At 52.3% G+C, this 20,139-nt stretch carries 24 protein-coding genes, 1 tRNA gene and 2 riboswitches; of the genes, 6 read left to right on the forward strand and 19 right to left on the reverse strand.

Features of this window, described 5'->3' with window-relative positions; genetic code table 11:
- Positions 1 to 2: 2 nt before the first annotated feature.
- From ML541_RS10210 to ML541_RS10260, 11 genes are all read right to left on the reverse strand, one after another.
- Positions 3 to 446, reverse strand: a complete 444-nt coding sequence (locus ML541_RS10210) for a DVU_1555 family C-GCAxxG-C-C protein (protein ID WP_243372717.1) — start codon at positions 444 to 446, stop codon at positions 3 to 5.
- Positions 427 to 1,125, reverse strand: a complete 699-nt coding sequence (gene trsM, locus ML541_RS10215; RefSeq protein WP_243372718.1) for a DVU_1556 family methyltransferase — start codon at positions 1,123 to 1,125, stop codon at positions 427 to 429. Before trsM ends, ML541_RS10210 begins: the two co-directional genes overlap by 20 nt.
- Positions 1,126 to 1,138: 13 nt before the next feature.
- Positions 1,139 to 1,624 (reverse strand): DVU_1557 family redox protein, encoded by a 486-nt coding sequence (locus ML541_RS10220; protein ID WP_243372719.1) that lies wholly within the window; start codon positions 1,622 to 1,624, stop codon positions 1,139 to 1,141.
- A 1-nt stretch (position 1,625) separates the two neighbouring features.
- Complete coding sequence (locus tag ML541_RS10225) at positions 1,626 to 2,165, reverse strand: (4Fe-4S)-binding protein (RefSeq protein WP_243372720.1); 540 nt, start codon at positions 2,163 to 2,165, stop codon at positions 1,626 to 1,628.
- Positions 2,152 to 4,122 (reverse strand): aldehyde ferredoxin oxidoreductase C-terminal domain-containing protein, encoded by a 1,971-nt coding sequence (locus tag ML541_RS10230; protein ID WP_243372721.1) that lies wholly within the window; start codon positions 4,120 to 4,122, stop codon positions 2,152 to 2,154. Before ML541_RS10230 ends, ML541_RS10225 begins: the two co-directional genes overlap by 14 nt.
- A gap of 32 nt (positions 4,123 to 4,154) precedes the next feature.
- Positions 4,155 to 4,337, reverse strand: a complete 183-nt coding sequence (locus tag ML541_RS10235) for a ferredoxin (protein ID WP_243372722.1) — start codon at positions 4,335 to 4,337, stop codon at positions 4,155 to 4,157.
- Positions 4,338 to 4,474: 137 nt separating this feature from the next.
- Positions 4,475 to 4,593: riboswitch (molybdenum cofactor riboswitch) on the reverse strand.
- Positions 4,594 to 4,692: 99 nt separating this feature from the next.
- Positions 4,693 to 4,812, reverse strand: a riboswitch (molybdenum cofactor riboswitch).
- Positions 4,813 to 5,143: 331 nt separating this feature from the next.
- Positions 5,144 to 5,686: an NADH peroxidase gene (locus ML541_RS10240; protein WP_243372724.1), complete on the reverse strand. Its 543-nt coding sequence runs from the start codon at positions 5,684 to 5,686 to the stop codon at positions 5,144 to 5,146.
- A 59-nt stretch (positions 5,687 to 5,745) separates the two neighbouring features.
- The gene (locus tag ML541_RS10245; protein WP_243372726.1) at positions 5,746 to 6,198 is read right to left on the reverse strand and encodes a ferritin family protein; all 453 of its coding nucleotides are present in this window, start codon (positions 6,196 to 6,198) and stop codon (positions 5,746 to 5,748) included.
- A 70-nt stretch (positions 6,199 to 6,268) separates the two neighbouring features.
- Positions 6,269 to 6,742 (reverse strand): transcriptional repressor, encoded by a 474-nt coding sequence (locus ML541_RS10250; protein WP_243372727.1) that lies wholly within the window; start codon positions 6,740 to 6,742, stop codon positions 6,269 to 6,271.
- Between the two features lie 239 nt (positions 6,743 to 6,981).
- Entirely contained in the window at positions 6,982 to 7,914 is a 933-nt protein-coding gene (locus tag ML541_RS10255) for a sterol desaturase family protein (RefSeq protein ID WP_243372729.1), read from the reverse strand.
- A gap of 21 nt (positions 7,915 to 7,935) precedes the next feature.
- Positions 7,936 to 8,442 (reverse strand): DUF1440 domain-containing protein, encoded by a 507-nt coding sequence (locus ML541_RS10260; protein ID WP_243372730.1) that lies wholly within the window; start codon positions 8,440 to 8,442, stop codon positions 7,936 to 7,938.
- 230 nt (positions 8,443 to 8,672) lie between these two features.
- Here ML541_RS10260 and ML541_RS10265 point away from each other — a divergent pair, with 230 nt between their 5' ends.
- From ML541_RS10265 to ML541_RS10275, 3 genes are all read left to right on the forward strand, one after another.
- Entirely contained in the window at positions 8,673 to 9,233 is a 561-nt protein-coding gene (locus tag ML541_RS10265) for a TlpA disulfide reductase family protein (protein ID WP_243372731.1), read from the forward strand.
- Between the two features lie 90 nt (positions 9,234 to 9,323).
- Positions 9,324 to 9,500, forward strand: a complete 177-nt coding sequence (locus tag ML541_RS10270; RefSeq protein WP_243372732.1) for a hypothetical protein — start codon at positions 9,324 to 9,326, stop codon at positions 9,498 to 9,500.
- Positions 9,501 to 9,739: 239 nt separating this feature from the next.
- On the forward strand, positions 9,740 to 11,008 hold the full coding sequence (locus tag ML541_RS10275) for a site-specific integrase (RefSeq protein ID WP_243372733.1): 1,269 nt from the start codon (positions 9,740 to 9,742) through the stop codon (positions 11,006 to 11,008).
- Positions 11,009 to 11,200: 192 nt separating this feature from the next.
- Here the strand turns inward: ML541_RS10275 and ML541_RS10280 are convergent, their stop codons facing one another.
- Positions 11,201 to 11,728 carry a helix-turn-helix transcriptional regulator gene (locus ML541_RS10280; RefSeq protein WP_243372734.1) on the reverse strand — a complete coding sequence of 176 codons (528 nt, stop codon included), beginning with the start codon at positions 11,726 to 11,728 and terminating at the stop codon, positions 11,201 to 11,203.
- A gap of 136 nt (positions 11,729 to 11,864) precedes the next feature.
- Here ML541_RS10280 and ML541_RS18975 point away from each other — a divergent pair, with 136 nt between their 5' ends.
- Together ML541_RS18975 and ML541_RS10285 are read left to right on the forward strand one after the other, a co-directional pair.
- On the forward strand, positions 11,865 to 12,047 hold the full coding sequence (locus tag ML541_RS18975; RefSeq protein ID WP_347710801.1) for an AlpA family phage regulatory protein: 183 nt from the start codon (positions 11,865 to 11,867) through the stop codon (positions 12,045 to 12,047).
- A gap of 72 nt (positions 12,048 to 12,119) precedes the next feature.
- Positions 12,120 to 12,557 carry a hypothetical protein gene (locus ML541_RS10285; RefSeq protein ID WP_243372735.1) on the forward strand — a complete coding sequence of 146 codons (438 nt, stop codon included), beginning with the start codon at positions 12,120 to 12,122 and terminating at the stop codon, positions 12,555 to 12,557.
- Between the two features lie 504 nt (positions 12,558 to 13,061).
- Here the strand turns inward: ML541_RS10285 and ML541_RS10290 are convergent.
- Positions 13,062 to 14,018: a hypothetical protein gene (locus ML541_RS10290; RefSeq protein WP_243372736.1), complete on the reverse strand. Its 957-nt coding sequence runs from the start codon at positions 14,016 to 14,018 to the stop codon at positions 13,062 to 13,064.
- A gap of 194 nt (positions 14,019 to 14,212) precedes the next feature.
- Here ML541_RS10290 and ML541_RS10295 point away from each other — a divergent pair, with 194 nt between their 5' ends.
- A complete protein-coding gene (locus ML541_RS10295) occupies positions 14,213 to 15,097 on the forward strand; it encodes a DNA adenine methylase (protein ID WP_243372737.1) in 885 nt (294 codons plus the stop codon).
- A 55-nt stretch (positions 15,098 to 15,152) separates the two neighbouring features.
- Here ML541_RS10295 and ML541_RS10300 read toward each other — a convergent pair whose 3' ends face one another.
- The 6 genes from ML541_RS10300 to ML541_RS10325 all read right to left on the reverse strand — a co-directional run bounded on the left by ML541_RS10300 (position 15,153) and on the right by ML541_RS10325 (position 20,129).
- A complete protein-coding gene (locus ML541_RS10300; protein ID WP_243372739.1) occupies positions 15,153 to 15,614 on the reverse strand; it encodes a hypothetical protein in 462 nt (153 codons plus the stop codon).
- Positions 15,615 to 15,775: 161 nt separating this feature from the next.
- Positions 15,776 to 16,339, reverse strand: coding sequence for a hypothetical protein (locus tag ML541_RS10305; protein ID WP_243372741.1), 564 nt, complete (start codon positions 16,337 to 16,339; stop codon positions 15,776 to 15,778).
- A gap of 430 nt (positions 16,340 to 16,769) precedes the next feature.
- Positions 16,770 to 16,857, reverse strand: a tRNA-Ser gene (locus ML541_RS10310).
- Between the two features lie 22 nt (positions 16,858 to 16,879).
- Positions 16,880 to 17,353, reverse strand: a complete 474-nt coding sequence (gene tadA, locus ML541_RS10315) for a tRNA adenosine(34) deaminase TadA (RefSeq protein ID WP_243372743.1) — start codon at positions 17,351 to 17,353, stop codon at positions 16,880 to 16,882.
- A gap of 92 nt (positions 17,354 to 17,445) precedes the next feature.
- A complete protein-coding gene (locus tag ML541_RS10320) occupies positions 17,446 to 18,786 on the reverse strand; it encodes a diguanylate cyclase (RefSeq protein WP_243372744.1) in 1,341 nt (446 codons plus the stop codon).
- Positions 18,787 to 18,809: 23 nt separating this feature from the next.
- Positions 18,810 to 20,129 (reverse strand): ATP-binding protein, encoded by a 1,320-nt coding sequence (locus ML541_RS10325; protein ID WP_243372746.1) that lies wholly within the window; start codon positions 20,127 to 20,129, stop codon positions 18,810 to 18,812.
- Between the last annotated feature and the right edge of the window lie 10 nt (positions 20,130 to 20,139).

A 20,139-nucleotide genomic window follows, 5' to 3' on the forward strand; every position in this document is an offset into this window, starting at 1 on the left:
GCTCACCCTTTCCTGCCGAGGGCAGGATCGAAGCCGCTGCGCATGAGGATTTCCCGGCATTTTCCGTAGATGTCGACAACAATCCTGGCGCACATGCTGTGGTCGGGGCTTTTTTCGAGTATTTCGCTGCAGCGCCTGCCGCCGTATGCCATATCGGCTGTTTCCCCGAACCAGTCAACGAGCTCCGTCATCATCAGCGGGTAATCGGAATCAGGGACCTCTTCGTCCCGCCCCTTTCCCCCGTAAAGGCCCAGAATGGCCGCACCCCCCAAGAGAGCGCCGCACGTCTCACCACTCCAATTGATGCCAAAACAGAGCCCCCCCATTGATCGCACCAGATCGGGATTGCTTTTCCCCTGTGCCTCCAAGGCCAGCACCACCATGATCTGGGAGCAGCAGTATCCCCTTGTCTTGAGGCGCAACAGATCAAGAAAAATTTCGTTCATGCCGTCCCCCCCTTTCCCTCTCCTTGCGAGCAACCAACAGAAAATAACCCATGGCCGGAAGGTCCCCCTTGCTGCAGCCATATCCCCATGGCGCGGGCAGGCACCGGCCGGAGAAGATCATCCGTACGACGAATTCTTTGAGGAGTCGATCATGGTTTTCCCACAAAAGCAGGGAAAACCCATGGGTTGCCAATAGCTGCAGGAGGTCCTCCCGGCCGGGCACGGTGCTTGGGCTTGCGGCCATTTCCAGGCTCGATTTCCTGAACAGGTCGCTGATAACAAGGTATCCCCCTTCCTTTACCACCCGGGCAAATTCGGCGAGCGACGCTCCCTTGTTTTCGACGATGGAGAGGACGCATTCGCAGAGGAGGAGATCGGCGGATTCAGTGGAGAGCGGGATTTTTTCCGCATCCCCCGGCATGAGCCGAGCCGTGTGCAGGTGTTTCGCCGCTTCGGCGAGGAGCGCATCGGACCGGTCCACTCCAACGAGGCGGTACCGGCCGCTCTGTTCCAGGTGGTGCAAAGTTCCCCCGGCACCGCAGCCGATATCGACGATACGGGCGCCGACAGGGAGGGTGCAGAGCTGCAGCGCCCTGTCGATCAGCTCGATCCCACCCGGCCGCAGGCACGGCCCCACCTGGTGGCACATCTCCAGCCAGTTGTATGTCACTCCGTTCACGATATCTCCGTGACTACTTATCTTCCAGCGCCTGTTCCGCTTCTGCCACCTTGGTGATCGCCAGTTCCTCGTCGATAAGGATGAAACCACATCCGGAACAGGCGGGGAGCTTGATGGGAAAGATCGACTGCATGTACTGCAGCCGCACCGTCTGCTCTTCCACAGGAATCCGGCACTGGTTGCAGAGCCAGTTGCCGGCGACTTTGCCGGTCTTCTCCCATTCGGCGGTGCTGCCGCTGGACTTCATGACCATGCGGTGGGAATAGGCGCTATGCACCCGATACCCTTCCCTCTCCTGGCTGTATTCCACCCAAAAGGTGACCGCCTTCGGCCGCAGGCTTGCCAGATACCTGCCGGTAACCTGGCCGATCAGCTTTCGACCGCTCATCTCCGCCTGGCGGATGACCCTCTCCACATCTTCCGGAAGGATCATCCGCTCCTGCAAGCGTCGCCGGACATCATCGGCCATCTCCAGCTGCAGCTGTTCCGCTTCGTCCATGTCATCCCTTCAGCGAAAGGCGCGCCACCGTGTCCATCACCTTGTCGAAACCATGTTTCTTCACCAGCGATTCAAGACCGATTTCCATTTCGCTCGTGTTCTGCTTGACCTCGTTTTCTTCCACTTCCTCCTCCCGCTCTTCGTAGACCAATGCATCCACCAGGCACCATTTGACGCAGACCGGCACGTCTTCTCCGTCGCACATGTCGCACTTGAGCGGCAGGCCGGAGTCGGGCTCCTTGAACAGGTCCCTTGCCGGGCAGGAGGCACGGCAGGAATCGCACTCGCTGTACTCCTTGCCGTCGATGATGTACTTGTTCCTTCCCATGCATTCCGACTCGGTGTACTCCCCGGCGAAAACCGGCATCCAGATGTCTTCGAGGCGGTTGGTGATGATCTGGATGCGGGAGCGGGCCGGGTTGTTGCTGCTGTACGGCGGCACGGCATGGAAGGCGGAGCACATGATCTCGCAGGTCCGGCAACCATTGCACTTGTCCGCATTGACGGTAATGGTCCTGACTTTCTTTTTAATTTTTGCCATCGTTCAATATCCCCCTCTTTTCCAAGTCGTCTGCCACGTAGCCCAGATCCAGTTCTTCCAGCCTCTCCCGCGTCGGAATGCCATCCTGGTTCCACCCTTTATAGGTGTAATAGGTGGAGAGGAGTTCATCCTCCAGTTCGGGAAAGCGCCGCTTCCAGTGGTCGGCGGGGGTTTTTTCGTCCTTCCTGGTGATTCCCTTGCGGTTGTTGTAGGCCCGGTGCAGGTTTCGGCTCCGGTTGGCGATCTGCTTCAGCCCCGTCTCGTCCAGATCCATGCCCGTTGCCGCCGAGATGAGCCTCGGGTAGTTATGGATGTGATAGGGGGGCTTGAGGCAGAAGGAGGACATCCCGCAGCACATGCCGACGGCATCGTCGATGTTGTGCATCATCTCCATCCAGTCGACGATCTCGCAGCACATGGGTGGGGTCGGATAGTAGGGGATCGCCTTTTCTCCCCGCAGCTCCCAGTCCAGCACGTACTGCTTGAACTTTTCATCGGGGATCTGGGGCCAGTCGCGGACGAATTCCTCCCGCTGCTCCATGGTGGGGAAGGCCGACTGGGGCCACTGTCCCTCCATCTGGGTGATGCTGATCTTCTCGTTGGTGGCATACATGAGGAAGTAGAGCGGATCCAGGGTCCCCAGCTTGACGGGGAGCTGCTCGTGCTTCTTGATGGTGTTGTGGTCGAATTCCTCGGCACCGTTGCCGATCTTGCGGGCGGCGAAGTAGACCCCGTCGGCGAGGATGTCGCCGATCCCCTCCCGGTGCGCCACCCGGTCGAGGAGCCAGAAGAACCGCCCCTCCTTGTCCTTGGGACACCCCTCGAAATCCTTGTCGGTGAGAATGCCCGCATCGTAGAGTTCCACGGCAAAGGCCAGGATCTGCGGCGTCGAGAAGGAATCGACCCCGTACTCGGTGGCGCGCTGGAGGATCTTCCAGGAAAAATCCAGGTCGTCCACGTAGGCCGCCATGGCATAGGTGAGCTTGCCGAAGCATTTGGCCATGTAGCGAGGGGTGTCCTTGTGGGAGATCAGGGCGCCGCAATGGGTCGGGCAGTTGTAGCAACTGATGAGCCGTTTCACAGCCGCATTTTGGGACTTGGACCAGGAGGCATCGATCTCTTCCGTCCAGAAATCCCGGCGTCGGGTGCGGGCGTTGCCCCAGGCAAAGTTTTCCGTATGCCATTTTTCGTCCGTATGGAGCATCTCCTGGGGTGATCCGATGCCGGAAAGTATTGTCATGACATCCTTGATCGGGTTATCCCAGCGGTACTTGATGTAATCGGTAACCCCCTGCAGTTCTTTCATAAACTCCTCGGGGCGGGCGAGGAAGACATCCTTGGTGCCGCGGATGGCGACTGCCTTGATCTTCTTATCCCCCATGACCGCGCCCCCCCCGAGCCGGCTTGCGCTGGAACGGGCCTGCTCGATGGAAGCGGTGAAAACGCGATTTTCCCCCGCCGGGCCGATGGCCGCCACCTGTGCCTTGGGCTGGCGCAGCTCCTTGCGGATCAGTTCCTGGGTCTCCACCGCCCCTTTGCCTTTCAGGTGGGAGGCGTCGCGGAGCTCCACCTTGTCGTTGTTCACGTAGAGGTAGACCCAGTCGGGCGACTTGTTCTTGAAAACGATCTTGTCGTAGCCCGCATACTTCATCTCGGCGGCGAAAAATCCACCCATCATGGGATAGGCCAGGGTGTCCGACTGGGGCGAGATGAACGAAACGACGGTGCGGTTGGCGCTGAAGACCGGCGTGCCGTTTAACAGGCCTGTACTGAAGACGAGCAGATTCTCCCGGTCGAAGGCCTTCGTTTCCGGCGGCACCCGGTCCCAGTGCAGCTTGACACTGGTACCCAACCCCCCAAGATGGAGCTCCATCAGTTTGGGATCGGTGGCCACCCGCTCGACATTGCCGGTGGCCAGATCCACTTCCAGATAATATCCTGCTTCTGCGTATCTCATGTTTCCCCCTCTTTAAAGATTACGGTTGATTCCTATTTTTCTATGCGGAGACACGTCTGCATCGAATGCTGACAGAACCCGCCGCATGCTTCCCTGATGCCGATATCGGAACGTCCGAGATGCTCCCTCATTACCTCAGGATCCAGGGCCACGCGCTCGATATTCCCCGTCGCCACATTGATTTCCAGATAACAGCCGACCTCTTCGTATTTCATTCCTGCCCCCTTTCTGTTACATGAGTTGCTCAGCGTCATTCTTCAGCTTTTTGTTTTGAGCCATCCGGCGCACTTTTCAGCCTTGACGAAAAAAGGGGCTCTCTGGATAGAAAGGCCCCTTGACGTAGCGGATACACCTCCGCGCCGTTGGGTCCCCTTTGCATAAGGAAGGCAAGGCCGTTTCCAGCGATACCCATAGGCCGGACCGCCATGGGGATTTCCCTTTAGGCGCCGCGGCTCGGAGACTGTTTCAAATTTTCATGCTGCACTTCCCACGTTCTCGGCTTGAGAGCGTAGCGGCAAAACAAAAGGGGCATCTCTGGATAGAAAGGCCCCTTGACGACGTGGACATAGCTCCACGCCGCTCAGGTCCCCTTTGCATAAGGAAGGCACCGCCGTTTCCCGCGATACCCGTAGGCCGGACCGCCGTGGGGAATTTCCCTTTAGGCGCCGCGGCTCGGAGACTGTTTTAAATTTTCATGCAGCTTCGGTACATGCTTCTGCCGCATTTGGTAAAGTAGTACTATATTACCATAATATCGTCAAGCTAATTTTCTGTTTTTTATAAAAGTGTTTTACAACACCTAGCCCTTGACCTCAGTCGAGGAGTAACGCTAAATTGCAAAGGTGCCGCAGTTCTTCGAGCGCTTGCTGATCCTGCCGGAGAACGCCAGGAGAAGGTGCTCTTCTGAGAAAACAAAAAGCCCTCGGGGTTGCCGAGGGCCTTTAATTTTGTGCTGGATTGGATACGGAAACGCAATGCTGCAGGCCGTACCTAAATTCTATTTGCAGTATACCGGTCCCGCCTAGAAGTACCGCTTCAACAGCCCGGCAAAGACCTGCCCATGGCGGGCTTCATCCTTGCACATCTCGTGGACCGTGTCATGGACGGCATCGTAGTTCAGCTGCTTCGCCTTGGTCGCCAGATCTTTCTTACCTTGGCAGGCGCCGTGCTCCGCATCGACCCGCATGGTCAGGTTGGTTTTCGTATCGGACTTGACCACTTCGCCCAATAGTTCGGCGAATTTTGCGGCATGTTCCGCCTCCTCGAAGGCAATCCGCTTGTAGGCCTCAGCCACTTCGGGATAGCCTTCCCGGTCTGCCTGGCGGCTCATGGCGAGATACATGCCGACCTCGGTGCATTCCCCGACGAAGTTTCTTTTGAGCCCTTCCACGATCTCTGCATCGATGCCCTGGGCAACGCCGATTTTATGCTCATCGGCCCAGGTCAGGACCCCTTCCTCCTTGACGACGAACTTCTCCGCCGGTGCCTTGCAGACCGGGCATTCGGCGGGCGGTGCATCCCCCTCATGGATATAACCACAAACACTGCAGACATATTTCTTCATGTTTTCCTCCCTCTTAAGTTTACAGGCCGCTTTTAGCAAGGCCTTTGGTGGTCTGACTTTTAGTTCTCGGTCAAGACATGGGCTTCGTAAATATCCTCGATTCTCTTTTTGTGCCCCAGTTCTACGTCGGCAAAGACCAGCAGCGTCTTCTTCAGCTGGGGGTCATCAGTTGCATCGGCAGCGATCTTGTACAGGTGATAGGCATTTTCTTCCGTCTTGACAGCATATTGCAAAATTTCCGTATAGGTCATGTTCGGGCGCAGGGGGATCGACACAAGATATTTGCTGATCCCCATGTCCGGCATTTTCTGGGCGCGCAACTGTTCCGCCTGGGCAAAATCGATGTTGCTGAATACCGTTTTGTGCCCCTTCTCCTCGGCAACGAATGACTCAAACATCTTCCGCGAGGCGATGTCCGTGGAGAGCCTTGCCGCTTCCGAATAAAGCTGCACCGCCTCCTCTTCACGCTGCACGGCGAATTTGACTATGTCCTCCAGCGATACGAATTCCATGGGTACCTCCTCCTGGTTCAGTTTGCCGTTTTCGCAAACGGATCTGTGGCTATTGCTGCAACAAAAGAGATTAAGCGGATTCTTCCGGGGGGTCCTGCCCAGCGAATCGGCACCGGGCACAGACCCCCCTGAAATGAATGGCGTAGTCCAATACCTGGTGCCGGTTCCCCTCAGATGAGGGTAAGGGTATGTCATAAGCCTCGCAATGGGGGATGTCGCTGATCGCCCCGCAACGGATGCACTCCAGGTGGTGATGCCTGGCGACATCGGCGTCGAAGTGGGCCTTGGCTGCGCTGCTGCCAATCTTCTGTACCAGGCCGTGGGCGACGAAGGCTTCCAGCACCCGGTACACCGTCGTCCTGGAAACCCCGGTCAACAGCGGTTTTACTTCCTCATAGATCTCATCGGCAGTGGGATGATCGGTTCTGGCAGCCAGAGCGTCCATGATGACCGTGCGCTGCACCGTCAAGGGAAGCCCCTTGGCCCGGCAAAGGGCGTGCAACTGGTCTAGTTTGGTTTTTTTGAATTCATTGGCGTCGCGCATGCTTGGTACATTATTGCATTTGGTAACTTATGTCAACAAAAAATTTACATTGGCATTGCCTCTGTCATCAGCCGAGCATTTGCGCCGGAAAAAGAAACGGACCTGCAGCTTGCAAGCCGTAGGTCCTTGGTTAATGGAGGGTACGAATTGGGAAAGTCGGAAGAGTCGGGCTCTCACCCGCTCCCAGGTCAGGGATAATGCGCGACCAGGCTAATTCACGCTCTGGCTATCGTTGGCCGTCATTGGCCCCGCTTGGTGGACGGCATCATTTCCGCCTGCACCCCATCGGGGGCCAGTGACGTTGCCGGGGCAGGAACATCCTGCCGCTGCAATTCTTCCCCCTGGGGCGTGCGCCAGCTTGGCCGGTCAACCTTGAATGGCAGCTTCAGTATCTTGCCGACCGTCAACTCTTTGGGATTCTGATAACTGGTGACCCCGATGGTTATCTTGTCCTGGGGCACGTTCAGCAGGATTGTGCCGTGAACGTAATCGGGCCAGCTGAAGATCGTCGACCAATTGGAATCGGTTTCCGCCCGAACTATGGAGTGGTGGATGCCGTGCATGCGCGGCGTGACGATCAGGCGACAGAGCCGCTTTTCCAGGTCGAATGGAAGACGAACGTTGGAGTGATGGAACATGATCTCCATCAGGGTCAGGGTCTGCCAGAGCGCCAGGGAAAATGGGGAAATGCCCAAGACAACCACCTGCGTCGCCCGCCACGGCACCGACAGCAGCATTTCGCCGGCATGGAACCGCAGGGCGGTTGAGGCATCCAGATCCAGGTCCACGTGGTGGGCCAGGTGGAACCGCCAGAGGAACGGCACCTTGTGGGTGAGGTAGTGCCATATGTAGAGAGTGTAGTCCAGGAGCACCACCGACAGCAGCACGTCGGCCCAGACCGGCAGGCGACGGTGCTTGAGGAGCCCGAAACCGTACTTTTCCACCGCCCGGGAGAGGGGTGCGGTAACCGGCTTTTCCGTCAGGGAAATGGTTGCGGCTGTCGTCAGGGACATGAAGACATTGCGCCCATTGCGGATTAACTTGTCCTGGCGCATCTTGCGCAGCGGACGCTTGATCTCGAAATAGACGACCGTGGCCAATGTGCCGAAAACGAGGACAGTATTGAGCCAGGGTGGTAATTCCCGGTACAGGAACTCTCTTGACCGTGCCATGCTGTTGCTCCTTTCCGGCCCTTACCTGCCCACAGCCCGGTGGACCATCTCGGCTCCGGCCGTCCATGCAATGTGATTCGCCATCTCTTTTGCATTTGGCTGCCACGGCACCTTGTTCAATTTTGGCGAAACGCCGAGAAGGGGCGCCATCAGTCCATCACAGGCAAAGAAGAACGGAATGGCAAAGGGGAGCCCGGCCGCACGGGAAAGTCCCGGATATTTCCTCCTCAACGCGGCATAGATGGTTCCCCAAACCAGCGAGTAGGTGAGACCGAAAGCCCTCCTTGCCCTCTTCTTACCCTTCTCGCCCAACTCTTTCTTAAGTATCTTCTCGGCGAAGTACGGACCCGCCACTTCATGGGCAGTCCCTTTCCGCACCATTTTGTCGCGCTTTTTCTGTTCGTCGCTTACCAGCTTCTCAAGCAGCCTGTCCGCAACTCCCGTGACGGCCATGCCGGCAAGGCCGGCAGCGACTGCCGCCACAAAATCCTTTCCACCGTACTGATGTGTTGGTGCTTTCGTAGCCATGGGCACACCTCCCTTAAAATGGCGTTGGATTAGTTTCTTTTCCCATAATTGTAACACCACTTACAGGAGGGACACATTGCAACAGTCGGTGAGGTCAAAGGCTACAGGGTTGACACCTGCAACGGAAATATATATTAAATTTATTGAATATTGCATTCCTTGAAGCCACGGCCATTATCGACGGGGCACTGGGTAGACACTGGAAATTTTCGTTGCGGAAGGAGATTGTAGTGAAAAAATTTTCGAGTATTCCTCGCTTGAAGCTCCTGATATTGATCTGGGCTTGGGGCAGCCTTCTCTTTTCCTCCGGCTGTGAACAGCAGCATCAAGGGGTGAAAATTGGTGAAGTCGCGCCGCAATTTTCAGGAAAAGACATCTACGGCAAGGCCATCAGCCTTGGCGACTTAAAGGGGAAGATTGTCGTCATCTATTTTTGGGCAAACACATGCTGCGGCAACAATCTGAAACACCTAGAACCCTTTTATGACAACAACAGAGACAAAGGGCTCGCGATTCTGGCCATCAACGAAAGAGACTCAGGAAAGGAGGTCGAGTCCTACGCAAAAAACAATGGAGTGACCTTTACGATGCTGTCCGATGATAATTCTGCCATCTTCAAGCGGTATCACGGCTTGGGGTTCCCCACCATCTTCATCCTGGATCGGAACGGGATCATTCGGGAGAAGATCCTCGGCAGCATCCAGGTGCCCAAACTGGAAAAGCTGATCCAGCGCCAGTTACAAGCCCAGAAAGAGGCGGAGGCATCCTATGAAAAGCTTCATCGTCATTAGTATCTTTATTCGGGCCTACAGGCCTACAGCCCCTTGATTGGGGTCGAGCCGCGCTAGCTCGTTAGATTAATGGGGCACGGCAGCAAACAAATGGTTTTCGAGGTATACGGGAATTACCTTGAAGGGATCGAAGAGGACTATCTGGACATTCTGGAGTATTTTGGAAGGGATTTTGTCGAGGTAAAGAGAACCCCCCTGTCCTCCTACAAAAACCTTCATTGTGAAAGTCTTGTGAAAGCCAGGGGGGCAAAAAGTGTAACCGCCTGATTACACTGGGTTTTAATGGCGGAGAGGTAGGGATTCGAACCCTAGGTACGTTGCCGTACACCTGATTTCGAGTCATTTATTCTTATGTTTCTGTTTGTTTCATACATGATCTTAGCAATCCTTAAAAGCCTTGACTGACCTTGTTTTCGATCCTATTATTGTTTCATGTGGTTCATGTTTTTTCACCTCTTGCAGACCACACGGAAACCACACCATAAACCACATAATAGGGGTTATCCATGGGCAAGGACAAGTTCACCAATAAATACATCATGAATCTCAAGCCTACTGGCAAAATACAGGATATCCGAGAAGGAGATGGTTTTGGTGTCCGTGTTCTTCCATCAGGCATCAAGACCTTTTTCTACCTCTATACCTTCGACGGCAAGCGTCGGTTTCTTAACCTTGGCCATTATGACACGGGGACTAATGGCGGCATTTCCCTTGCCGAAGCAAGAAGGCGGTACACGATTGCTAAAAAACAGTACGGCGAAGGGAAGGACCCATTGGGAGAAAGAGAACGCGCCGTTACTGAACGGAGGCATACCCCTTTTGTTGCTGATTTTATCGATGAATATATCAACCAGCACGCCAAGGAACATAACCGCGGGTGGAAGGAAATCGAGCGAGCCCTAAAGGCAGAGATCGCTCCTAGGTGGGGAAAGCGAAAGATCACCGACATACGTCGCCGTGATTTAGTGCTCGTATTGGACGAGATCAAACGGCGGGCACCAGTCATGGCCAACCGCGTCTTGGCTTATACCCGCAAACTTTTTTCCTATGCTGTTGATCGCGCCATCTTCGAGGCGAACCCTTTCATGGGAATGGACCGCCCTTCAAAGGAAAAACCCCGCGAACGTGCCTTAACAGCCGACGAAATCAAAACCCTTTGGCCAAATCTCGATAAGGCGAAGATGAGTGACAGCGTCCGCCGCGCCCTGAAGCTGCTTCTTATCACAGGACAACGGCCCGGTGAAGTCATCAGTATGCATTCTTCTCAGATCAATGGCCGGTGGTGGACAATTCCTCCTGATGTATCTAAAAATGGACAGGCACACCGGGTATATCTGACTGACATGGCACTGGACGTTATTGGCTGTAAAACTGGTTACATCTTCGAATCACCTGCCACCCCTCGGAAGGGAAAGACGCGGAATACAGAGCCTAGCCCCTATAAAACCCGCACCATGAATAAGGCCATAAAAGACAATCTGCCACATAAGCCTGAAAGCAAGGTTGTGGACCGGCTACAGATCGCCTACTTCACTCCGCACGATCTTCGGCGGACAGCGTCAACTTTTATGGCAGAGATAGGGGTTACGGGTGACATCATCGATCGGGTTCAGAACCATACCACTAAGCAAAAGCAGGGGATGGGGCATATATACAACCGCTATGATTATGCCAAGGAGAAACAGTCAGCACTTGAGGCTTTGGCGCACAAGCTTACCAGCGTTATATCTGGCAAAGAAGCAAAGGTGATTTCCCTGCATACAAGGAAAAAATAGCTGATTAATGCATGATTCACTCCCCGTAGAGAAAAAAAGGCCCTACAGTTCAGTGCAGGGCCTTTTTTTATAATAAATGTGGGTTTCCTCTTGTCACAGATGATTTTTGAACCTTCCTCCCTCGCCACAAGTGATTTTGATGGCAGGCTTCGCCCCTCAAATAAGCAAAAGAGCAAATGACAATTGAAGTCCCTAGTTCTGGGCGTTTCTCCTCTTGAGTTCGGCGACAAAGGCCCACCTTTCAGATTCGGGCAACTTTTTTAGCTCTTTTATTGCCTCTATGATAGCCACATCAAGTTTTTCCAATCCGGCACCTTCAATTGCATTAGCTGGTAAAGGGCTGGCTACCTGTAAAGACGCATCATCATCCCCACGCATCCATCCTTCGTTAATGCTATAGGCGCTGCATACTGCCATGATAAACCGATCATTCAGAGGCACCTTTCCAGCCAATAAATCACTTACCCTACTTGCCGAATAGCCTGTCTTCTCGGCAACATCCTTAACCCTGCCCCTTTTTTTAACGTCTAACTGCTCAAGGGCATCATGAAGGCGGGCAAGCTTCCGCGCCTGAAAAAATGACTCCACTATCTTGTCATGGCGATCATGCCAAGCATGCCAAGCAGCTTCATCTTCAGGGTGCGGCATAGGATCATCTGGCATATTAGCCTGTAATGACTCAGCTATTGTCCCCGGAAAAATCTCAAATTTTTTGGCCATAAAAAAACCCTTGACAAATTCTGTAACAGATAATAAAACTCTGAAACAGAATTTATATATTTGAAAAAGAATGATTGATACCGAAACTGATCTTACGGCAACTTTGCCATTTTTTCAACCCAGAAAAGGAGGGAATATGACTGTAGAATCCTTTGTTCGTCCCAAAGACCTGAAAGCGTTAACGGGCCTTTCACGCACCACTGTTTGGCGACTGGAAAAAAAGGGGGAATTTCCACAGCGACGACAGCTTTCGGAGGGTGCTGTTGGCTATCTATTGTCGGAAGTTCGGGCATGGATGAGCAGCAGATGTCCGGCCTGAACTGTTGTCAAAGGAGAAAACCGATGACATCTCTCCAAAATACTGAGGTATCAGTCATTACTGGAGGCGTACATGTTTGACCTGAAATCTGTGAAGAAAAAGCAGGGCAGGCGGAAAATGGAGGATGCCGTCATCGACATCTACACCTTCGACCCCCTTGATGAACGTCGGCTACCGTACTATAGCACCATCCCGGAAAATCGGTTGCGGGACGCGCGTTTTCAGGCTCTCTCACGACAGGACAAGGGTGACTTCCTCCAATTGGTTGACTGGCTGTGGATATTCTCCTGCGGTCTCCGGGAGAGCGATTGTGGCATTGTGGCTGAAAGAATGGGACTGAGCAGCATCGAAATGCGGGTTTTTCTCCGCAGACTCTGTCAAGCAGAGCTTTTAGTGGAATGTGAAGGGCGGTTTGTGCAACCCGAGCTTAGAAGACAGTTTCTGGAAACACTCCGTTCAAACCAAAATATGAATAGGAAACAGGAACAGAGAAACTCACCCCCCTTCTAAAGGCAATACCTATCGTCAAAGATAGACCTAGACTTAGACCTAACATTGCAGGGCGCAATTGCAGGGCGCAATTGCAATCGAGTCTTACGAGGTGATGTCGGAAACCGGGGGCACCCCGGACCATTCCTCTATGGGTGCTGGATGAAATTAAAGAAAAATAAAGGGAGGCAAGCATTGACTAAAAGAGAAGAAATTCTACGGAATGTAAAAAGGTGGGCAAGGAAACCCGGTAAGGCTGATCTCTTACGCCATCTGCGAGGGGAACGTCTAACGCGCGCTGAAGCAATTAAGGCTAAGTGTTATGAGTGTATTGAAGGGGAGGATATCCGCCCCTGTCTTGTTTCTGGGTGCAGTTTAACCCAATATTGCCAGTGGAACCTATCAGAGCAGCAAGATACAGAGGAGGAATAGGAAGGTATGGGGGCCATGCAGTAAGTTGCTGTAATAGCCTGTGCGGCCCCTCCGAGGACATTAACATACGCTCCATTGCGTGTTCTCCAAGAATCACTTGGCTGTTACACCTTTAATAGCCTCTTCATCTTTTAAAGAGACTATAACTGCGGCAGGAACTTCAGTAGCAGCTACGGGCTTTACAGTCTTGGGTATGGAACTAGCCTTTACCCACCCCGCGACAATCCCGGGAAGTTTTTCTACTACTTCATATCCAACTAAAAGCTCATCAATGTAGCCCATATGGAGCATGTCAAACAACCTACACAAGTATGATTTGCCTTTTACCCACCATGTGTAATGGGCATCGATCATCAGATAATGCAGAACTTCAATGTTTTCGTCTTTCGTAAGCTGTTCAAGTTCCATCCCATCTAGAAGAGTTTCATACACACCATCTGCAACTCGACTACCAAACGTTGTCGTGTGGTAATATTCCTTCACTTCCCAGACAGCCAAAGGATTTTCGGTACACGGAAACGCGCCATCAAGCCTTCTTGATAATGTCCTTAGTGGTCTTCCATCCTTGGTAACGGTTGTCAGTCGGGTAGGATTAAAATCACATGCGCAGCCAGCTCCATGCTTTTCTATAAGCATGTTGATAATAGCTGTAAAATAAGCGACCGTTCTCTTTTCGCCTTTCTGTTTATTCATAGGCAAGGGGCAGGTAGGTTTGAAAGTAGTTTTTAACTGCTCATAAACAGCCTTTGCCCTTTCTACCTTCATGAGCCGTGGCTCCACAAAATTGTTCAGAACCTGTGCTCTATAGGAGAAATACTCGACAAGCTTTCTTCCAAGATCGGTAGGCTTTCCATCGGCTAAAACATGGTCCGATTTCAAATTTAACTTTTTAAGAGCAGTGGCGATTTGCTCAATAGTGGGTTCCAATACTCGATTATTTTCTTTTTCTTTTCCTCTTTTCTTGCTGCTATAGCCATGGAATTCGCTTATTGACCTTACATATGCCCAGAAAGACGGGTCCTGCTGCCTGAACCTTTTGTCAGCTTGCACTGTAACCTCCTGAAGTCATAGCAAAAATGCATACAATAAATGTTGTTACCGATGCGGCAATATTGCGGTGTCCTAATTCTGTCCCAAAAAAAGAATGAAGTTGTGGTTTATGAGGTTTTCAGCTATTTTCATGTCTGGTCTATATCACATATAAAGCCCCAACCCCAATCATTTTTTTAATAAATGAGGTTTTAATGCAGTTACCTGTAGTTGATGTTGCTCCAGACCCACTGTTCAATGTTGAGCCAATGAAAGGCCAGCTACTTAAGTGGATTGGGAACAAGCAACGTTTCGCCCATGAGATCATTTCCTGCTTTCCATCAAAATTTGGCAGGTACTTCGAGCCTTTTCTCGGAAGTGGTGCTGTCTTGGGCACTCTTGCCCCTCTGGATGGAGTAGGGTCTGACTGTTTCTCGCCGCTCATGGAAATATGGCATGTCTTGAAGGAAGACCCAGAAAAGCTTATACGGTGGTATTCAGAAAGATGGGATTACATGATGACTTGTGGGAAAAAGGAGGGGTACGAAGCCGTTAAAGCACGCTATAACGCTGCTCCAAATGCGGCAGACCTTCTTTTCCTCAGCCGATCCTGTTATGGTGGAGTCATGAGGTTCAGAAAGACTGATGGGTACATGTCTACACCTTGTGGGGTTCATAGCCCCATGCCACCCGACAACTTTTCCAAAAGAGTGTATGACTGGCATAAGCGAACGCAAGGGACAAGCTTTAAATGCATTGATTTTTCTGATGCGATGGAGATGGCAAAACCGGGTGACCTTATATACTGTGACCCGCCCTACAGCCACAGTCAGACAATCCTTTATGGTGCGCAGTCTTTTACTCTATCTGATTTGTTTTCAGCTATAGATAGATGTAAAAAACGTGGTGTCTATGTTGCATTGAGCATCGATGGGCACAAAAAATCAGGAAAGCATCAGTGTTCTCTGCCGATCCCAGAGCGTCTCTTTGAGAGGGAAGTCTATGTTAACTGTGGACGATCCATGCTTAAGCGATTTCAGATGGAAGGCCAATCTCTTGAAGGAGAAGTCGTAGCTGATCGTCTTTTGTTAACATACTGAATATGACATAGAATAAGCCTAAAAGGTATTTCTGCCTAGAGCTAAGAAGGCGGTATTATTCCTGTCTCAGTTGTATAAGCCGCCTTTGCAGCTTGGCCATCATCTCTTCTGGGTTTTTCCTGATCTCTTCAAGGAGCTCTATTTTCTCTTCATACGTCACTGTTACCTTTTCTACCTGCATTTCTGGCTTAAACAGGTTCTTTAGGCGGCACAGCATCTCCACCCCACGCAATTGAACTCCGTAGTCAGGGGGAGTACCCGGCTCGTCGGCCTTTACCGCTTCACAGAACTGCCGAACCTTCCCCGCAATATAGGCATCATCAAGCCCCTGTTCTTCCAGTACCTCAGTCATTGCCCTTTTAACAGCCGAAGACTTCATCAATCGACACCCCGCGATGGCAGGGTGATGATACCCAGCGTTCTCTGCTGCTGTCTTTTGGTCAAATCCATCAGCGATACCTGATACAAATCTCTTCTGCCTTACGCTAAGGTCTTTGACCTGTCTTGAAGTGGACAATTCACTCACCCCATCAATTAAGGATTAACATAAATTAGCATAACTACTCAAGTGCATGCCAAACATTCGATAGGATTTTATTTTTGTAAAACATTATCTGGATTAATTGCCTTGGTCTTTGACCTAACAGTTGATTATGTACTCAGGACAGACTGTTGCCATTAATACCAACGTGATAACTCTGTAATTTTTGGTTCAAAGTATATTCTTTCTATAGCCTCTTCTGTGGTAAAAGCAATGTCAACCATTAAATCACAATGCAAATGATTGTCATTACATATCGCAGAACTTAATGACCGTGCAAATACACCTATAACAGTACTTGTATTATCATAATCTTTAGCTGAACCGTGATTATTGCAGTGAACAAACGAATTTTCAATAGTATAAAATGAATCATAAAAAAACTTGGTACTGATATTATCTTCGGTCAGCTTGTTAAACTCTAACAGTACTGTCGGAAAAAGAGCACGTTGAGCAGTGGAAAGTTTCTGACTGCCATATCTCGAAAAGAACTCGCGGTTGAAATAATGCATGAAGTACAGGGTGAATAGCATAGCAGATGCTTTAAGCTTAACGACCCGTTGTTCCTCCGGGAAATACTCACTATGTCGTAGAAGCATCCCTGCAGAGATTACCGCCTCCTTTGTTAATGGCTTTGCGATGTCAAAGCAAGCCATCATTCCAGCAGTTTTTGTCCCAAGTAATGACCGAAGAAATCCCATTTTGGTTCCTTTTTTTGATGGATGCTTGGTGAACGAGAGGCCGTGTTTTGGGTTAGATAATTTTAATTTTTGTTAATGTTTTGTCAATATCACAGCAAAAAAAATTGGAGATGTTGTATGTGACTCCTTTTCAATTTTTTTTAATATATACACATGATAAATGGGGTATGGGGGTAGGGTATGCCCTCTCTCCCGGTAGAGGGGGGGGGAGGGGGGAGGGGTAGAGGAATGTGTGGGATGCAAGATGGAACACTGCAGGCGGAAGAGGGAAAGGAGGGGGAAGACGCAGCAGTGGGGATCGAAATATTAACGACAAAAGTTCAATCTGTTTCATCCCAGCACAGGCAAAAGAGACCACACCAGAGACCACATCAAGGCTTCAAACGAACAAATGGGTTACAGCGTTTATGCTGTAACCCATTGTTTTAAATGGCGGAGAGGTAGGGATTCGAACCCTAGGTACGTTGCCGTACACCTGATTTCGAGTCAGGCACCATCGACCACTCGGACACCTCTCCGTGTATTGCTATTCTGTTGTTTTTACTGCTTTTTTTTCCTGCGCAGGTCAGCGAAAAAGTTACTGAGCAGGGCGGCGCATTCACCTTCCCTGACCCGCGGCACCAGCGTCACCCGGTGGTTGAGCCGCCTGTCATCGGACAGGTCGTACAACGATCCGGCCGCTCCACCTTTCGGGTCGTAACAGCCGAAGACCACCTTTTCCACCCGCGCCAGCAAAATGGCCCCCATGCACATCAGGCACGGTTCCAGCGTTACATAAAGGGTCGCGCCGAGCAGCCGCCAGTTGGTCGTTTTTTTCGCCGCCCGACGGATGGCAATCAATTCGGCATGGGCTGCGGGGTCCTGCTTTCCTTCCCGCAGATTGTGCCCCCTGGCAATTATTTTACCATCCCTGACGATAACGGCACCGATGGGAACTTCACCCCGGGCGGCGGCTTTTTCGGCTTGGGCAATCGCTTTGCCCATCCAGAAGGCGTCATCCCTTTCTTGGGCCATTTTTATCGCTCTTTCTGATTGACCGGCCCGGGCGGGCATGGGAAGGATTTGGCGAAAAACGTCAGAAAGCTACCATGCCTGAAAAATAAAAGTCAAGTTAAATTACCCTCTCCAGACTGGTAAAATCTGAATCCGCCGCCGCTTTGCTTGGCCTGGTACATGGCCGTATCGGCCTTTTTGAGCAGGATCTCCATGTCGGCACCATCTTCGGGGAAAATGCTGATACCGATACTGACGCCTATAGACCCCTGGCATCTCCTGAGATCGAAAGGTTTTGTCAGTTCATTGATGATTCGTTCCGCCACTACTGAGGCATCGCCCGGGACCTTGATGCGGGAGAGAATAACGGCAAATTCATCCCCTCCCAGACGTGCCACGGTATCGGCCTTGCGCACGCAGTCGTTCAACCGCTGCGCCACCTTCTGCAGCAGCAGATCTCCCACGTCATGCCCCTGCCTGTCGTTTATCTCCTTGAAACGATCCAGATCCATGTACAGGAGCGCGAAGCTCAGCCCGTAACGGCTGCCCTGCTCCAGCACGGTGCTGAACCGGTCGAAAAACAAGGCCCGGTTCGGCAAGGAGGTCAGGACATCGTAATGGGCCAGCTGTTCCAGCCGACGCTTGGCCAGGGTTCGTTCGGTGATGTCGCGAAAGATGATCTGCACGGCCGGTTCGCCGTTGAACGTGAAGGGGACGCCAGATACCTCCACGTCGATATCGGCCATGTCGAACCTGACGAACCGCTCCTCGATCCAGGGAACGTTGTAGCCGGACTCTTCCATGTTCCGCAGCTGGGCAATGAAGATCTGCTTGAAGTCGGGATGGACGAAATCGATCATCGGCATGCCGAGCAGGTGCTCCTCCCCAGGCGCACCCAAAAGTGCGATTCCGGCCGGATTTATGAAGGAGAATTTTCCCTTGCTGCAGACGACGATCCCGTCGGGAGAGAGCTCGACCAGCTTCCTGTAGCGCCATTCACTCTCGTGCATGGCGGCTATCATCTGCTGTCGTTCGGCTACAAGTTGCTGTTTCTGCATGACCTGGTCGATGACCAGGGGAAGCAGCTCCAGATAGCCCATTTCCACATCTTTGACGATATAGTCGCTGGCTCCGAGCTTGAGCGCCTCCACGGCGATCTTTTCGTTGCCATTGCCTGTTACCATGATGACCGCCGGATGTTTCTCACGGTCGTTGAGGAGCTTTAACACTTCCATACCGCTGCACACGGGCATGTTATAGTCCACCAGCACCACATCATAGTTGCCGGTGGCCACGATGGCCAGCCCCTGCTCGCCGTCTCCCGCCAAGTCGACCGAGTGGCCCAGCCGTTGCAATGTCTTTTGGAGAATCCTGGCCAGGCCGGCATCATCTTCCATGTACAGAATGCGCGCTCGCCTGTCTTCGCCCGCCACTGTTCCTTTATCGTCCACCATGTCCTCTCCTGCGTTTTTGCCCGTTACCACCCATCTTCCGTAGATGGCAGGCTGAAGCTGAAGGTGCTGCCGACTCCGCATTCGGAGACGCACCATATCTGCCCGCCAAGCCTGCGTATCAGGGCTTTTACGTAGGCAAGTCCCATCCCTTCTCCCGGAACATCCTCTTTTCCCGCCCGGCGGAAAATTTCAAACACCTTGACTTGATCGTCAGGGGATATACCTCTGCCGTTGTCACGGATATTAAATATATGTTCCTCATGTCGTTCTTCAAACCAGATTTCGAGCCTGCCCGGTCGTTCGGAATCAAGATACTTTACCGCATTGTCCAGCAGATTACCGAAGATCTGCTCCAGAGCAGCCCGGTCCTGAACCAGTTGCGGCAGTTTCGCCACCGATACCTGGGCGCATTTTTGCTCCAGCTGATGGGCCATCGATTTCAGGATGCCCTCTACCAGGTCGTTCAGATCCACCGGCTCCGGCTTCAGCTCACGATGGCCCAGGCGGGACAGCTTCAGGATCAATCCGATCAGGTTGTCCATACGGCTGACCGATGAATTGATAAACCCAATGGCTTCCGGCACATCGGCTTCAAGTATCTCATCTATCCGTTTGCCGTCATCCCCCCGGGACCGTTCCGGCTCCTTTTCCAGAATGGTTTCCAACTCCTGCAGGCACATCTGCAGCTCGCCGGCGAACCCCTTGATGTTGACCAGGGGGGCTTTCAGATCGTGGGAAATGATATAGGCAAAGCTTTTCAGTTCCTCGTTGGTTTCCTGCAGATTCTGGGCAAAGCGCTGCAGTCGCTCGTCCGCCTCTTTTAGCTCGTAGAGCGCCCTTCTAGGAAGCATGATCAGGGAAATAAAGACCGCGGCTCCCAGGACCATCCCTACCGATGTCACCAGGACAACGCGCCGTAAAAGGGGTGCCAGGGAGCGGCTGATCTCTATTTTGCCCACCGCCACATCGGTATCCTTCAATGGATAGCTTTTTGAGATGATGGGTCGATGGAGCTGGTCCGCGCTTTCCACCAACAGTTCACCATTTTTGTCATAAATCCGCCTGATCTCGGCATTCCCCCCCCGGGGGCGCCTTTTCAGGAGCTCTTCGAGCCGCAGCGTTTCATGACGCCACAAATCTGGATTGCTGCGGATAATGGCCGCCACATTGCGGGCGTTTATTTCCGCTTCCGTTTCCAGAGCTCCCTGCATATAGCGGTAGGAAGTCATGTAGTAGACCACGGGCAGCGCCACCACAATGGCAAGGGCAACCGTTGCGGCAATGCTGGTGGTTATCTTGATCAACCTCTTCTGTTCTGGGCTCATGGCCGGGTCACCCTTCAAGGGAGCCTCC

Origin of the sequence: Geotalea sp. SG265 (genome assembly GCF_022808985.1) — a bacterium.
Taxonomy (GTDB): Bacteria; Desulfobacterota; Desulfuromonadia; order Geobacterales; family Geobacteraceae; genus Geotalea.

Excerpts from the sequence above, each read along its gene's own strand:
- ML541_RS10210 (WP_243372717.1), bottom strand. The coding sequence starts at position 446 with ATGAACGAAATTTTTCTTGATCTGTTGCGCCTCAAGACAAGGGGATAC.
- ML541_RS10220 (WP_243372719.1), bottom strand. The coding sequence starts at position 1,624 with ATGGACGAAGCGGAACAGCTGCAGCTGGAGATGGCCGATGATGTCCGG.
- ML541_RS10225 (WP_243372720.1), bottom strand. The coding sequence starts at position 2,165 with ATGGCAAAAATTAAAAAGAAAGTCAGGACCATTACCGTCAATGCGGAC.
- ML541_RS10230 (WP_243372721.1), bottom strand. The coding sequence starts at position 4,122 with ATGAGATACGCAGAAGCAGGATATTATCTGGAAGTGGATCTGGCCACC.
- ML541_RS10235 (WP_243372722.1), bottom strand. The coding sequence starts at position 4,337 with ATGAAATACGAAGAGGTCGGCTGTTATCTGGAAATCAATGTGGCGACG.
- ML541_RS10240 (WP_243372724.1), bottom strand. The coding sequence starts at position 5,686 with ATGAAGAAATATGTCTGCAGTGTTTGTGGTTATATCCATGAGGGGGAT.
- ML541_RS10245 (WP_243372726.1), bottom strand. The coding sequence starts at position 6,198 with ATGGAATTCGTATCGCTGGAGGACATAGTCAAATTCGCCGTGCAGCGT.
- ML541_RS10250 (WP_243372727.1), bottom strand. The coding sequence starts at position 6,742 with ATGCGCGACGCCAATGAATTCAAAAAAACCAAACTAGACCAGTTGCAC.
- ML541_RS10255 (WP_243372729.1), bottom strand. The coding sequence starts at position 7,914 with ATGGCACGGTCAAGAGAGTTCCTGTACCGGGAATTACCACCCTGGCTC.
- ML541_RS10260 (WP_243372730.1), bottom strand. The coding sequence starts at position 8,442 with ATGGCTACGAAAGCACCAACACATCAGTACGGTGGAAAGGATTTTGTG.
- ML541_RS10270 (WP_243372732.1), top strand. The coding sequence starts at position 9,324 with ATGGTTTTCGAGGTATACGGGAATTACCTTGAAGGGATCGAAGAGGAC.
- ML541_RS10275 (WP_243372733.1), top strand. The coding sequence starts at position 9,740 with ATGGGCAAGGACAAGTTCACCAATAAATACATCATGAATCTCAAGCCT.
- ML541_RS10280 (WP_243372734.1), bottom strand. The coding sequence starts at position 11,728 with ATGGCCAAAAAATTTGAGATTTTTCCGGGGACAATAGCTGAGTCATTA.
- ML541_RS18975 (WP_347710801.1), top strand. The coding sequence starts at position 11,865 with ATGACTGTAGAATCCTTTGTTCGTCCCAAAGACCTGAAAGCGTTAACG.
- ML541_RS10285 (WP_243372735.1), top strand. The coding sequence starts at position 12,120 with ATGTTTGACCTGAAATCTGTGAAGAAAAAGCAGGGCAGGCGGAAAATG.
- ML541_RS10295 (WP_243372737.1), top strand. The coding sequence starts at position 14,213 with ATGCAGTTACCTGTAGTTGATGTTGCTCCAGACCCACTGTTCAATGTT.
- ML541_RS10305 (WP_243372741.1), bottom strand. The coding sequence starts at position 16,339 with ATGGGATTTCTTCGGTCATTACTTGGGACAAAAACTGCTGGAATGATG.
- tadA (WP_243372743.1), bottom strand. The coding sequence starts at position 17,353 with ATGGCCCAAGAAAGGGATGACGCCTTCTGGATGGGCAAAGCGATTGCC.
- ML541_RS10320 (WP_243372744.1), bottom strand. The coding sequence starts at position 18,786 with ATGGTGGACGATAAAGGAACAGTGGCGGGCGAAGACAGGCGAGCGCGC.